Below are 14,337 nucleotides of genomic sequence, written 5' to 3' on the forward strand. Positions count from 1 at the left end.
TACGTGCAACGCCCCGGGGGACGAACCAATGGCCGACTTCAACAAGATCCTGATCGCCAATCGGGGTGAAATCGCCATCCGCGTGATGCGCGCGGCCAACGAGATGGGCAAGAAGACGGTCGCCGTCTATGCCGAAGAGGACAAACTGGGCCTGCACCGCTTCAAGGCGGACGAGGCCTACCGCATCGGCGAGGGCCTGGGCCCGGTCGCGGCCTATCTGTCCATCCCCGAGATCATCCGCGTCGCCAAGGCCAGCGGCGCCGACGCCATTCACCCGGGCTATGGCCTGCTGTCCGAAAACCCCGAGTTCGTCGATGCCTGCGAGGAAGCCGGGATCAAGTTCATCGGCCCGCGCGCCGAAACGATGCGCAAGCTCGGCGACAAGGCGAGCGCCCGAAGAGTGGCGATCGAGGCGGGCGTGCCTGTCATCCCCGCGACCGAAGTCCTCGGCGACGACATGAAGGCCATCAAGAAGGAAGCGGCCGAGGTCGGCTATCCCCTGATGCTCAAGGCGTCCTGGGGCGGCGGCGGGCGCGGCATGCGGCCGATCTTTTCCGAGGACGAGCTGGAGGAGAAGGTGCTGGAGGGCCGCCGCGAGGCCGAGGCCGCCTTCGGCAACGGAGAGGGCTATCTGGAAAAGATGATCCAGCGCGCCCGTCACGTCGAGGTGCAGATCCTGGGCGACAGCCACGGCAACATCTATCACCTCTACGAGCGCGACTGCTCGGTCCAGCGCCGCAACCAGAAGGTCGTGGAGCGCGCGCCTGCCCCCTATCTGTCGGGCACGCAACGCGAACAGATCTGCGCGCTCGGCAAGAAGATCTGCGCCCATGTGAACTATGAATGCGCGGGCACGGTCGAATTCCTGATGGATATGGATTCGGGCAAATTCTACTTCATCGAGGTGAACCCCCGCGTTCAGGTCGAGCATACCGTCACCGAGGAAGTCACCGGCATCGACATCGTCCGCGCCCAGATCCTGATCGCCGAAGGCAAGAGCCTGATGGAAGCGACCGGCACCGCCAGCCAATACGACGTCAAGCTGGATGGCCATGCGCTCCAGACCCGCGTGACGACCGAGGATCCGCAGAACAACTTCATCCCCGACTACGGCCGCATCACCACCTACCGCGCCGCGACCGGTATGGGCCTGCGCCTGGACGAAGGCACCGCCTATTCCGGCGCCGTCATCACCCGCTATTACGACAGCCTGCTGACCAAGGTGACCGCCTGGGCCCCGACGCCCGAGGCCGCGATCGCCCGCATGGACCGCGCGTTGCGTGAATTCCGCATCCGGGGGGTCAGCACCAATATCGCCTTCGTGGAAAATCTGCTCAAGCACCCGACGTTCCTGTCGAACGAATACACAACCAAGTTCATCGACAACACGCCGGGCCTGTTCGACTTCAAGGCGCGGCGCGACCGGGCCACCAAGATCCTGACCTATATCGCCGACATCAGCGTCAACGGGCACCCCGAGACCGAGGGCCGCCCCCGCCCCGCCGCCGACATCCGCGCCCCCCGCGCGCCGGAACGGTTGCTGGAAGTCGCGCCCGACGGCACCCGGCAGATCCTGGAGCGCGAGGGGGCCAAGGGCCTCGCCGATTGGATGCTGGCGCAGAAACAGCTTCTGCTGACCGACACGACCATGCGCGACGGGCATCAATCGCTTCTGGCGACGCGGATGCGGTCCATCGACATGGTGCGCGCGGCCCCGGCCTATTCCACCAACCTGCATCAGCTGTTTTCGGTGGAATGTTGGGGTGGGGCGACCTTCGACGTCGCCTACCGCTTCCTGCAGGAATGCCCGTGGCAGCGCCTGCGCGACCTGCGCGCGGCCATGCCGAACCTTCTGACCCAGATGCTGCTGCGCGCGTCGAACGGTGTCGGCTATACCAACTATCCCGACAACGTCGTGCAGGCCTTCGTCAAGCAGGCCGCCGAGACGGGCATCGACGTCTTCCGCGTCTTCGACAGCCTCAACTGGGTCGAGAACATGCGCGTCGCCATGGATGCGGTGATCGACAGCGGCAAGGTCTGCGAAGGCACCGTCTGCTATACCGGCGACCTGCTGGACCCGGCGCGGTCCAAGTATGACCTGAAGTATTACGTCGGCATGGCCAAGGAGCTGGAGGCGGCGGGCGCGCATGTCCTGGGCCTCAAGGACATGGCAGGCCTTCTGAAACCCGCCGCCGCCCGCGTTCTCATCAAGGCCCTGAAGGAGGAGGTCGGTATTCCGGTCCACTTCCACACCCATGACACCGCCGGCATCGCCTGCGCCACAATCCTGGCCGCGACCGAAGCGGGCGTGGATGCTGCCGATGTGGCCATGGACAGCTTTTCGGGCAACACCAGCCAGGCGACCTTCGGCACCATCGTCTCGGCGCTCAAGGGCGACAAGCGCGATACCGGCATCGACATGGCCGCCGTGCGCCGCATCGACGACTACTGGGATGCGGTGCGTGCGCAATACCTCGCCTTCGAGAGCGGGATGCAGGCGCCGTCGTCCGAGGTCTATCTGCACGAGATGCCCGGCGGCCAGTTCACCAACCTCAAGGCCCAGGCCCGGTCCATGGGGCTGGAGGAGCGCTGGCACGAAGTGGCGCAGATGTATGCGGACGTGAACCAGATGTTCGGCGATATCGTCAAGGTGACGCCGTCGTCCAAGGTCGTGGGCGACATGGCCCTGATGATGGTGGCCCAGGGCCTGACCGTCGAACAGGTTCTGGACCCGAAGTCCGAGGTCTCCTTCCCCGACAGCGTCGTCGACATGATGCGCGGCAATCTGGGCCAACCCCCGGGCGGCTGGCCCAAGGCCGTGCAGAAGAAGGTCCTCAAGGGCGAGAAGGCCAGCTCCGAACGTCCGGGCAAGCATCTGCCCGCGGTCGACCTTGAGGCGGTGCGCGCGGATGTGTCGGCGCAGCTGGACGGGATGACCGTGGATGACGAGGATCTGAATGGCTACCTGATGTATCCCAAGGTCTTCATGGATTACATGGGCCGCCATCAGACCTATGGCCCCGTGCGCACCCTGCCGACGCCCGTCTTCTTCTACGGGATGGAGCCGGGGGACGAGATCGAGGCCGAGATCGACCCGGGCAAGACCCTGGAAATCCGTTTCGTCGCCCGCGGCGAGACGAACGAGGACGGCGAGGCGCGGATCTTCTTCGAACTCAATGGCCAGCCCCGGACCGTCAGGGTTCCGGACCGTCGCGTCGTGGGAATCTCGGCCAAGATGGCCAAGGCCGAGGCCGGGAACGCAAACCACATCGGAGCGCCCATGCCCGGCGTCGTGGCCAGCGTCGCGGTTCAGACCGGTGCCGCGGTCAAGAAAGGCGATCTGCTGCTCACGATCGAGGCAATGAAGATGGAAACCGGGCTACATGCGGACCGCGATGCCACAATTGCGGCAATTCATGTGACACCGGGGGCCCAAATTGACGCCAAGGACCTGCTGGTCGAACTGGCGGAATGACAAGAATCGGGGGCTTGTGGAAACAGTCGCACGCACGCCCCCGATCTGTTGGCTAAAACAACGGCAATTGGCCCCATTGGAGCCTTGAAATCTTCCTGAGTTTGCCAGAAGCGAAAGGTAACCATGGTGAAACTGTCCTTTGGATAACAGGTGCCGCCATGTTCGCTTTCGAGAAAAAATTTAAGAAATTCCGCGAGGATGAAGCCGGGGCCACGACCGTTGAATGGGTCATGCTCGCCAGTCTCGTGACCATGGTCGGGCTCGCCTCGACCGGGGTTATCGAACGCGGTTTCCTCGCCCTCGCCGGAACGGTTCAGGGCGAGCTTCGCGGCGATCCGGTGGAGCAGGTTGCCGGTCTCACATATTCGGACGGGTTTGATCATGGATCGAACGGCTGGAGCGGCGCGAGCGTCACCGAGATCAACGGTGTCGGCAATGTTCTGGGGCCGCTTGGTGGAACCGGCGGCTATCCCGGGATCACGCGTGACTTCGACATCGATCCCGACGCGGACCAGGTGCAGTTCGAATTCGACTTGCTGAGCCTCGACAGCTGGGACGGTGAATCCGGCATCGTGTTCCTGAATGGTTACGAAGTCGGCCGCGTCACCAGCGATCACCGCGGCAGCACGACCTTTACCGCCGCCGAAGGCCTCGCAAATAGCGGCATCACGATCCGTGGCTCGGTTGTCGACAACAACGTTGATCTGGGCGGCGTCAGCACGAACGCGGGCTTTACCGACAGCCGGACAACGATCCAGATCGCCGTGGATCGACCCGCCGAAGGCGATTTCGACACCATCAGCTTCGGCATCGGTTCGACGACGGATCAGGGTGTGAACGACGAAAGCCTCGCGCTGGACAACTTCACAGTGCGCGGTCTGCGCGATTCGTCCCGTAGCGCGACCGCCGGCTGACACGTAAAAAAACCGCTGCCCGGGCCGGTTTTTCCCTTGCGCCCGGACACGGCTTTTCCTATCTCACCGACACCGAAACGGGCGGGCGTAGCTCAGGGGTAGAGCATAACCTTGCCAAGGTTAGGGTCGGGCGTTCGAATCGCCTCGCCCGCTCCAATTTGGTCCTGCAAACCCAGCAGGTTAGCAAAGGCCACCTTCGGGTGGCCTTTCTGCTTTGTGGGCTTGGGGTAACAACCGGGTAACAGAACGCTACCCGGTCGGGCTTGCCGGAATCGGGCTTTGCCGGTAAGAACGAATTAAGAACATGCGTGCAAAGTGAATCCTAACTTGATTTGAAAAACCACAACGGGTTGTATGAAGGAAAAAAGGGCGGACAAGATGCAGAGTCGGAGCAGAACTGTCGAAGGCAATGATCAACCGGGTGCGCCGTTGTGAGTCGGCCAACCGTTATCGATTTGTTTTGTGGCGCGGGCGGACTGTCAGAGGGCCTGCGCCAAGCCGGTTTCGATATTCGTGCAGGCAATGACATCGACCTCCACGCTGGCGCGACCTTCGCAGCCACCCACCCCGATGCAAAGTTTCTCCCCGGTTCGATCTACGAACTGACACCGCAAGACTTCCTTGATGCAACCGGCCTGGAAAAGGGTCAGCTCGACTGTCTTGCAGGCGGACCTCCCTGTCAGGGATATTCAGTTTATAACCACCAGCGGGGTATGCACGACGAGCGCAGCCATTTGTTCAAAGAGTATTTGCGCATCGTTAAGGGCCTCATGCCCAAGTGGCTGGTGATGGAAAATGTGACGGGCATCATGTCCGCTGGAGAAGGCGAAGCGTTCCAAGCGGTATTGGCCGGTATCAGAGGGCTTGGGTACAAAGTCGAAGCCAAGATCCTGCGGGCTGAGGACTACGGTGTCCCGCAAGAGCGTCGCCGTGTAGTGTTCATCGGCAACCGCATTGGTGCGCCTATCATCTGGCCCGCCAAGACCCATGGCGATGGTCTTTTGCCTTTCACAACTATTAGAGATGCCCTGAGCGATCTTCCTGCGCTCGCCAATGGTGAGGACAAGGGCATAACGACCTACCGGACGTCGCCTGCTTCTGATTTCCAGCGCGAACTGCGGCAAGGGTCCAAGTCAGTCCACAATCATTCCGCCTCGAAGCTAGGAGCAATAAACATCGCGCGTATGCAGCACATTCCGCAGGGCGGAAGCTGGCGCGACGTACCGCATGATCTACTCCCCGCAGGCATGAAGCGCGCGAAACGTAGCGATCACACCAAGCGATACGGTCGGATGCGGTGGGACGGGTTGTCCTGCACTGTCTTGACCAAGTGCGACATTCACTGGGGTGCGTATATTCATCCCGAGCAGGATCGCAGCATCACGGTTCGGGAAGCCGCGCGCATCCAGTCCTTTCCGGACTGGTTCCACTTCACCGGGCCTCGGACCGAACAGTTTGTGCAGGTCGGGAATGCCGTCCCACCCATGCTTGGAAAGTGCATTGGCCTCGCGCTGCTAAGTGCTGTCGAGGAGCAAGACCACGAGCCCCAGTTGGCAGTCGCCACCGCCTAACAACAATTTTCGCGAAATGGCCTAGAGGTTTTTCTTGCGGCTCAATGCGCCTAGTTTGGCGGTGAGCGTGTCCTGATAGATACCCAACGGCGGCAAATTTTGCGGTGAGACAAACGCAAATGCGATCTGCTCTACCGTCGTCGTGAACTCCGTCACAGGCACCAGCGGTCTTTCTGCACCCTCCCATTCGTCAGCGAGTTGATACGAGTGGAAGGTTATCGTGCCCGGTCCTTTGGGATATTCCAAAAGTGCGCTGCCAATCCTAGTCCTGATCTTCTGCAACACAGGATCGGGCAAGACAAAGAACAGCCCGTGCATCGCCAGCTTTTCACGGCGCAGTGCGTGCCCTTTATAGATGATTTGAGGAAGGATGCGCTTGGTGACGTTCTCCCAGTTAAACCCGGCGTTCGTGCCGCCCTCGCCCCACTGGCTAGGGTGTGGTTTCTCGGCATAGTAGCTGGTGGACGCCTTCTTGTAGCTGTTCGTCGTGTCGATTGTCTGCACCTCAACCGCCACGATAGACAACGGCTCCAAGTCAGGACCAACCTGCGACAGCAAAAAATCAACCTTGAACGATCCGGTCTCACCGTCGGCGGCAGGGGCTTTGATTCCCACCTCTCCGCTGTACCCCTGCCCGAACACGACGACCTCGCGCCCATTCAGTGATCCGTCACGTCGCCGTGTCTCGGCTTCCACGTCTGTGACCAAGTCGCAGTCGTCACCGAAGGTTTCGCGAGCGATCCTCCCGATCACTGCAAACTCATTTCCATAGAGGCGGTTCGGGCAGATTATGACTGGCGACGTGGTCGGGGCCTGCAATGCGCAAGCACCACCGCTCTGCGCCTTCTTGCACTTCTGGTCCACAAACGGGCACCACTTGCGCGCTGCGAAAGCCTTGCTTTCTGCGGACAATGGCGGGAAACCGTGAAACTCTAGTACCTTGGTCGGCATCAGTTGTGATCCTTGTTTCAGGAACAAGACCTGTCTTTCCAAGATTCTTCAACTGGTAAGCCGCTGCGTGGAACGCGCCTAGCGCACGCTAACCGCCATATTCGGTTGATTTGAATGGGGCAACTACCATATCCTGAGTACGTCCCGTAGGAGTTAAGCCACAAATGAAACTGCTTACCGCACACGTTACTAATTTCCGCAGCGTTTTAGATTCAAATCCCGTGGCAATAGGCGGATCAACTTGCCTCGTGGGAAAAAATGAAGCTGGCAAAACGGCTTTTCTCAAGGCCCTTGAGGGACTGAACTCGGTTGATCCAGATTATACGAAATACGGCAAAACTGAAAACTATCCCCGCCGTTTTTTAGCTGATTATGCTGAAAAGCACGAAGGTGATGAAGCGTTAGTAATCGAAACGGTATGGGAATTAGACCCAGTTGATGTCGAATTACTTTCAGAGGAATTTGGTGATGGCGTGGTTTCTGGGACGTCCCTCACGATAAAAAAGTCGTATGAACAGGAAAGCACGAGTTGGATACTTCCAATAGATGATGCTGCTCTTCTGAAAAAGCTGATTGATCGCTTTGCTTTATCGGATTCCGACAAGGTGCCATTGGAAAATTGCCGAAGCACTTGGCTGGCAGGCCATAGACTTGAAAAGCTGGAAGAAAAGTCAGAATCGCAACAAGAGTTGCTTGCCGCCCTTTCCAAGTATCCTAAGAATAATGCCTGCACCAAGGCCCGAGCGTTACTAGAACCTCACGTACCAAAGTTTTTGTACTTCTCACACTATGACCGAATGGCGGGTGAGATTTCGATCAATCAACTCGCCAAGGACAAGGCGCAGGGCGGCATCAAAGACGGCGATCAGGTTTTTCTAGACTTCCTTGAGTACGCCGGGACCACTCTCGAAGACTTAACTGGCGCAACGCGGTTCGAGGAGATGAACGCCAAATGTGAGGCGGCGGCCAACCGCATCACCGATCAGATATTCGAGTATTGGACTCAAAACGATCAGCTCGAAATTGAGGTCCGTCTGGATGAAGGCAAGCCAGAAGACAAGCCGCCATTCAACTCTGGGCCGGTCGCCCGCGCCCGAGTAAAGAACAACCTGCACCGGGTCACTGTGCCGTTTTCGGAGCGATCCGCCGGTTTCATCTGGTTCTTTTCTTTCTTGGTCAAATTTGCCCAAATCAAGAAACGCCAAGGTAATGTAATCATTCTCTTAGACGAACCGGGCCTGACGTTGCACGGCACTGCACAGAAAGACTTGCTAAGATATTTCCGGGAACAGCTAGAACCGAAGCATCAACTCATCTTTTCGACCCACTCGCCCTTCATGGTACCGGCTGACGATTTGGCCAGCGTGCGTACTGTGGAAGATGTTGTGAAGCGCGACAAACGCGACCGTGCATATTCAGAAGGCACTAAAATTCGGCCCGATGTTCTAACCACCGATCCGCAGACTAACTTCCCGATTTTCGGCGCTATGGGTTTCGAGGTAACGCAGGGACTCATCATCGCCCCTGATACCTTGTTAGTAGAGGGGCCGAGTGACATTCTTTATCTACAGGCTGTTTCCAAAAAATTGCAGATGCTCGGACGAACCCATTTGGACCTAAAGTGGGCCATCTGTCCTTCTGGTGGGATCGACAAGGTTCTGCCATTCGTAAAGCTGTTCTACGGCAACAAACTTAACGTCGTAGTATTGACCGACTTTGATAGAGGGCAGAAGCGCAAACTCGATGATCTTTATAAAGCGGAATTGCTCGAAGATGAGCGGATCATTCTAGCCACGGAAATAGCCGACCAAGACGAAGCCGACATTGAAGATTTTTTTACGACCGAGTTCTTCGCAGATTTGGTTAATCACGCCTACAGTTTGGCAGGTAAAAACAAGTTGACCGCCAAGAAGCTCGCCGATGCGGAGGAAGGTACTGCTCGTTTGGTCAAGAAGGCAGAAGCGTACTTCCGCGTTCTACCTGACACCGTACCAATGTTTAGTCACTATGACCCTGCTTACCACCTTTTGACCCATCCCGAATTATTGGATGCAAATACGAAGGCCGTGAACGATACGCTTGACCGTTTTGAAGCGGCTTTCGCTAGGATCGCAAAATACGTTTAGCGATATGCCCCCAACCTTAGCAGCGGACTATCCTCAAAGCTGCGTTCCAACCGCACATAAGTCGCCAGCGTGCCCAGCGACTTGTGGCCCGACTGCACCTGAATATCCGGCAGGCTCAGGCCGTCCTTGGCCAGCGACGTGATGCCCCCGGCGCGCAGGGAGTGGCCGCCCATGCAGGCCGGGTCCATGCCCAGTTCCGTCGCCGCGCGCTTCACCACCCGGCCCACGGCACCGCCGCGCAGGCGGCCCGCGCGCACGTTGCCGTGGCGGTCCACGCCCCGGAACAGGGCCTCGCCCTGCGCGATGCCAGCGGCGGCGATCCACCGTTCCACCGCCAGCACGGGGCAGAAGCGCGGGGCGCTGCGCCGGTACGGGATCGCGTAGGGCAATTCCTCGTCGCCCGCGCGGCTGGTCTTGGACCTGCGCAGCTTGATCAATAAGCCTTCGTTAGTGATCGTCGCGTAGCCGGACCCCGATCCGCCGGGGCCGAAGTCCAGCCCCACGATTTCCGACCGGCGGCGGCACCCGTACACGCCGACGCAGAGGATCGCGGCGTCGCGGATCGCCCTCACCGTTTCCGGCGAGGCCGCGATGTAGGTGTCGAGGCTGGCGATCAGCAGGGGCCGCTTGCGCACCGGCTCCGCCCCGTGTTCGGCCCGGATGCCGCGCAACACGCGCTGCACCTCTGGGTGGCGGGCGGGGCTGGGCCTAGTGCCAAGCCCCGGCTCGCCATGCGCGTTGCCCTTCCCCAGCGTCTCGAACGTGGCGGTCAGGGCGGCGCAGGCCACCTCGACCGATTGCGGCTTCACCGTCTGCGCGAGGAAGACGAACCAGCGGCGCACGTCGCGGTGGTCCGCCTTCCACACATCGGCGGGGGCGCAGAAGTCCGTGAAGCGGCGGAACCAGCGGGTATATTCTCGCAGGGTCTTGGGGGGCGTAGCCGCTGGTCGTGCGATAGCGACGGGCGGCCTCGTCCAGCGCGACGACGTCGCCGCCGGGGCGTGCGAGGGCGTTCATGCCGCTTTGTACTTCAAGCACTGCATCGTGCGGCTGCGCCGCGCCACCACCTTGCCCGCCTCTTTCAGACCGTCCAGCATCGTCTGCACCGCCTCCACGGGCGCGGCGTGGGCGTCGGCCACCTGCGCGGCGCTGCGATACTTGCCCAGCGACAGGGCCTGCATCACGTCCGCCTCGGTGGGTTCGGGCAGGTCTGCGCGCAACTCGTTCAGGGTGGCGATCAGCTTGGCCTTGGCGACGCCGGGGTATTCGACCGGCTCCATGCCCTTGATCTTGCGGACGGCGTTGATGCGCTCGACCAGTTGCGCGGCGGAAATGTTGTCCATCTGTTGTTCTCCTGTGTGCTGGGGCACTGCGCCCCGGTGCATTCAAGTTGGCAGGAGGTCTCTCGCGGCGAAATGAGCGTTCTAGAGAAAGTCCTGAAACATCAGATTTTTGTTCACTCCGTCTGCGTTCCACTCGATGAATATCCCGCGCATCAGATCGGGAGTCATCAGCAGCGCCTTGCCTTCGCTGGCGGCGTCGAGCGCGGCGAAGCCGAAAGCCTCGGTCAGAGGGAACGGCAGATCGTTTAGCATGGCCAGCGCCTTGCCGACGAAGACGTACATCGCGGCGAACTGCATGTATCGGAAGTTGCGATACCACGCCCGCCGGTGCATCGCCTTCTCGCCGTCCAGAATGGCAGTCATACTATCGAAGGTGCGATAGAACCTGAGTGCAGTATCGGCCTCGGGCAGGTCGCGGATGCGGTGGGCCAGATGATCGACCCACAGAACCACGTCTTCGTGCATCGCGCCGAAGGGCACGCGGTTCGTGTAGGTCACATCGTCCTTAAGGACGAACTCGCAGTCGTCGGCGTTCATATTCTTCCTCCAATGCGGGGTCGTCGGGCGGCCCCATGATCGCCCCCAGCTTCACCAGCCGTCCCGGCGGAGGCGCGGGGCACCGCTGGCCGAACCGATAGGCTGGTGCCCAAACCACGGGGCGCGCCGGGGGCGTTATGCGCGCGGCGGCCCGCCGCAACTGGCGGGCCATCGAACGGATGCTCATGCAGGCACGCGGATGCGCAGATTGTCGGCCAGGATCATGCTGTCGCCCGCCTGCTTGCGCGTCATGGCAAGCGACAGGACGTGGCTGGGTTTCTCCACATCGGGGGCGGCCATCCGCTCGGTCAGCGGCAACACCTGTTCCAGCGCGCGGTTCAGCAGGCGGTGCATGTCCCGCCCGTTGGCGATGCGCCCCCATTCCTCGGGCCGGTGGGCCTTGGCATAGGCCCGCAGAGCGCCAGAAACGACCTCTGGGTCGGCACCCGCCAGCATCCCGACGCCGGGGTCGGCGGCGGCTTGCAGGGGCAGCAGGTTGCCCGCCTTCGCCTGTTCGGTCAGGAAGTCGCGCCGATCGTTCTCGGGCAGGCTGCGCATGTAGGCCCGCACCTCGCCCGCCTTCACCGCCGTGGCGGCGTCGTCGGGCATGGCGGGGAACAGGGCGCGCTCGCTCCGGTCCATCGCGGCGGCCTCGGCGTCGGCGTCGGCCAGCATCGCCTTGGCGTCGGAGTGCAGCGCCTTGGCCATACCGGCGATCTTGCGCTTGCGGGCCTCGTTGTTCAGGTCGGGGTTGGCGGCGACTTCCACCGCCTTGGCGTCGGCCACGGTCAGGGCGTCATGCAGTCCCGACAGGATGGTGCCCAGCTTGTAGGCCGGGGTGCTGGCCACGCCCCCGTGCGGGATCGCGGCGGCCTTGCCGAGGAAGATGCTGGCCCCGAGAAAGTTCACGGTCAGCGGGATTGTGTCGAATGTGTCTGCCATCTGGTTCGTCCTTTGTAGGTTAAGCGATCGCCAGAACCGGAGGCAGGCGACCTAGTGGGTTGTGCGGGCCTCGTCGGGAAAGGGTTCGTCCATGGCCGGTTCCAGACCGGCGCGCTCCATGATGCGCCGCTGATTCCGTTCCAGCACGTCCTGCTCGTAGAGCGCGGACCAAGCCTTGAGGCCGTGGATGCCCGCGTAGTAGGTCTTCTTGTCCAGCGTCCCGCGCATCATCGCATGGTACAGGCGTGCGACCTCCAACCGCGCGTCGGAGAGCGTGGTCAGGGGTCGCTGCTTGTGCAGGTATGGAGAGGACGAACGAGACATGCCGCCATTACGGCAGGTTTGGCCGGGAACGAAAGATGAAGTCCCGATGGGCCACCGAAGAAAATCGGGAATTGCGATCTGCCGACGCCAGAGAGCATTTTTGCCGTCCGCGCAGCGGGATAGCTTCAATTCGGCGGGCACCCTATACACGGGTAGATTAAAGGAAATAATAAATAGGCTATTTATTATTAGATTAGATCCCCCCGCGTTATAGGGCATTACCCGGCCCCCTGCTTTTGCAACCACGCCCGCATGGCGCTGGCGGCTTCGGCATCCGAGGGGTTGGTACCCAGCTTGCGCTTAAAGGCTTCTACGGCGGCCCCCAGCCGCTCTGGCGACACGGCGCGCATACCCCACGCCAATGCTATGTCGGCGGCCACGGCGGGGGCGCACTCGCCGCCCTGCATCACGCGGTAGAACTCCGGCTGGCTCACGGTATCCTGCATGGCGAGGGCCTCGTACGCCCTTGCGACTGTGCCGAAGTGCGCCTTGATCGCGGCGATGGTTTCGGGCCGAACGGCCTCTGTCCGGGTGCGTTTGGCGGGCATCAGTAGGCTCCATCTTGGTTTTCATAGTCGGGCACGTCGCGCTCGGGTGCTTCCTTGTCATGTTCGGGATAGGGCATCGCCAGCGTGTCGATCTTGGTGCCCTTTATTTCGAGCGTTTCGGCGCGGGCACCCAGCGAGTGCAGGAAGTGATGAACCCGCTCCGACCTCAGATCGCGAAAGCCTTGCCTCTTGAGGTACGCCAGAAAGTGATGAAGCCGGAATTGCATGTGTGTGCCGCCATCGACCGCGAAGGTATGTACCTGCCCCGTAAGAAGTCCCTCGAATATGTCGGTCTTGCGGCTGCGAACGTATTCCATGAAGAACGTCATCAGCTGGCCGAAGGCGTCGGAATCACCCTCAGGCTCGACGACGACGATGGTGTCCAGCAGTTGTCGAATATGGTCATTCCAGTCGCCCGACTTCATCTGGTCGTGGAACAGGTCCAACTGAGTGATGCACAATCTTGCGAAGTCCGCCTGTTTCAGCAGAGCACCGGGGTCGCTGATTTCTAATTCGCGCCCGTCTGCCATCAGCGCGAACCACATCGGGTTGGGCCGGTAATTGATCTTTCGGAGCGACTCCATCGGCCCCCTCACACGCCCAGCGGCGATGCCGTATCTACGGCGCAGGCACTCCGCCCGATTGCAGAACGGTTTCAGAACGTCGCCGTTGCAGGCGGGCGGATAGTCATTTCGCATTACGGCCATCAGCTTCTCGCGCACCTGCTTTTCCGGCAGCGGCGGGTCGAAGGATTCTTCGTTGGCGTCCCTGACCAATTCGGCCACGGCGTCGGGGTCAGCGTTCACTCGCTTGGCGTTGATTGCGAATTGCAGCATCGTGTCGTCGCGTTGGCCCTGCGGCACGCCCTGTTCCATCAGTCGCTCGATGCAGGGTTGCCAGTCGGCGTATGGGCCTGCGTCCGTCTCCAGCGCGCGCAGGGCGTCCACGGTGGTCCGCATGTCTGTCGCCATCCGGCAGAAGGTCGCCGGGTCGATGTACTCGCCCTGCCAGATGCCGCGGCGGGTGTTGCCGCTGCACGGTAGGGTCACGGTGCGGCCACCGCCCACCTTCTTATCGGTGGCGGGGAAAAGTTCATACTTCCCCGGCAGACGCAACGCGGCGGCGAAGGCGAATAGCACCGGCTGCACCTGCGCCATCGGCGTCGGCTTCTGAAAGAAGAACCAGAGGTAAGCCCCGCTCGACTTGGACTCCGACACGAGACAGGGCCAGACCAGCTTGCGCACCTGCGCCTCTAGCCGCATGGCTAGGCCCGGTTCACCGTAGTGATCGACGTCGATGCAGGCCCATAGCACCTTGCTCTTGCCGTCCACGAATGGGCACACCGCCAGCGCCACCGAACCGTTCAGGTGCCGCCGATAATCAGCCTTATCGGGGGCACGGTGCTGAGTGGTAAAGGCGAACTCGACCTTGCCATTGTCGCCAACCTCGCCCGTCGCCTGCCCGGTGGCATGTACGTTCTGGTCGCAGGCGAACACGTCCACGAACGCGCCGACGTCGATACCGCCCTTGTCTTTATTGGCTAGGGGCATCGGCCACCCCCGGCAGGCCGGTTGCCCGCATATCTTCTCTATCCGTCATATTCTGT

General features: G+C 61.1%; 12 protein-coding genes and 1 tRNA gene. 5 read left to right on the plus strand and 8 right to left on the minus strand.

Annotated features, from left to right (window positions below):
* The first annotated feature begins 28 nt into the window (after positions 1–28).
* The 4 genes from BM002_RS05235 to BM002_RS05250 all read left to right on the plus strand — a co-directional run bounded on the left by BM002_RS05235 (position 29) and on the right by BM002_RS05250 (position 5,960).
* Positions 29–3,475, plus strand: coding sequence for a pyruvate carboxylase (locus BM002_RS05235; protein WP_092777949.1), 3,447 nt, complete (start codon positions 29–31; stop codon positions 3,473–3,475).
* A gap of 101 nt (positions 3,476–3,576) precedes the next feature.
* On the plus strand, positions 3,577–4,389 hold the full coding sequence (locus tag BM002_RS05240) for a hypothetical protein (RefSeq protein WP_139212274.1): 813 nt from the start codon (positions 3,577–3,579) through the stop codon (positions 4,387–4,389).
* Between the two features lie 81 nt (positions 4,390–4,470).
* Positions 4,471–4,545, plus strand: a tRNA-Gly gene (locus BM002_RS05245).
* Between the two features lie 275 nt (positions 4,546–4,820).
* Positions 4,821–5,960 carry a DNA cytosine methyltransferase gene (locus tag BM002_RS05250; RefSeq protein WP_092777953.1) on the plus strand — a complete coding sequence of 380 codons (1,140 nt, stop codon included), beginning with the start codon at positions 4,821–4,823 and terminating at the stop codon, positions 5,958–5,960.
* 21 nt (positions 5,961–5,981) lie between these two features.
* Here BM002_RS05250 and BM002_RS05255 read toward each other — a convergent pair whose 3' ends face one another.
* A complete protein-coding gene (locus BM002_RS05255; protein WP_092777955.1) occupies positions 5,982–6,911 on the minus strand; it encodes a NotI family restriction endonuclease in 930 nt (309 codons plus the stop codon).
* Positions 6,912–7,075: 164 nt separating this feature from the next.
* Here BM002_RS05255 and BM002_RS05260 point away from each other — a divergent pair, with 164 nt between their 5' ends.
* Positions 7,076–9,037, plus strand: coding sequence for an AAA family ATPase (locus tag BM002_RS05260; protein ID WP_092777957.1), 1,962 nt, complete (start codon positions 7,076–7,078; stop codon positions 9,035–9,037).
* Here BM002_RS05260 and BM002_RS05265 read toward each other — a convergent pair.
* The 7 genes from BM002_RS05265 to BM002_RS05295 form a co-directional block, all read right to left on the minus strand.
* Complete coding sequence (locus BM002_RS05265; RefSeq protein ID WP_175484804.1) at positions 9,034–9,903, minus strand: tyrosine-type recombinase/integrase; 870 nt, start codon at positions 9,901–9,903, stop codon at positions 9,034–9,036. The genes BM002_RS05260 and BM002_RS05265 overlap by 4 nt on opposite strands.
* A gap of 147 nt (positions 9,904–10,050) precedes the next feature.
* On the minus strand, positions 10,051–10,380 hold the full coding sequence (locus BM002_RS05270; protein WP_139212275.1) for a hypothetical protein: 330 nt from the start codon (positions 10,378–10,380) through the stop codon (positions 10,051–10,053).
* A gap of 81 nt (positions 10,381–10,461) precedes the next feature.
* Complete coding sequence (locus tag BM002_RS05275; protein ID WP_092777963.1) at positions 10,462–10,917, minus strand: hypothetical protein; 456 nt, start codon at positions 10,915–10,917, stop codon at positions 10,462–10,464.
* A 183-nt stretch (positions 10,918–11,100) separates the two neighbouring features.
* A complete protein-coding gene (locus tag BM002_RS05280; RefSeq protein ID WP_092777965.1) occupies positions 11,101–11,859 on the minus strand; it encodes a hypothetical protein in 759 nt (252 codons plus the stop codon).
* Positions 11,860–11,910: 51 nt separating this feature from the next.
* A complete protein-coding gene (locus BM002_RS05285; RefSeq protein WP_139212276.1) occupies positions 11,911–12,183 on the minus strand; it encodes a hypothetical protein in 273 nt (90 codons plus the stop codon).
* A 218-nt stretch (positions 12,184–12,401) separates the two neighbouring features.
* Positions 12,402–12,731 (minus strand): hypothetical protein, encoded by a 330-nt coding sequence (locus tag BM002_RS05290; RefSeq protein ID WP_092777969.1) that lies wholly within the window; start codon positions 12,729–12,731, stop codon positions 12,402–12,404.
* Positions 12,731–14,281: a primase C-terminal domain-containing protein gene (locus tag BM002_RS05295; protein ID WP_092777971.1), complete on the minus strand. Its 1,551-nt coding sequence runs from the start codon at positions 14,279–14,281 to the stop codon at positions 12,731–12,733. Before BM002_RS05295 ends, BM002_RS05290 begins: the two co-directional genes overlap by 1 nt.
* Between the last annotated feature and the right edge of the window lie 56 nt (positions 14,282–14,337).

Origin of the sequence: Jannaschia pohangensis (genome assembly GCF_900113875.1) — a bacterium.
GTDB classification, from domain to species: Bacteria; Pseudomonadota; Alphaproteobacteria; order Rhodobacterales; family Rhodobacteraceae; genus Jannaschia; species Jannaschia pohangensis.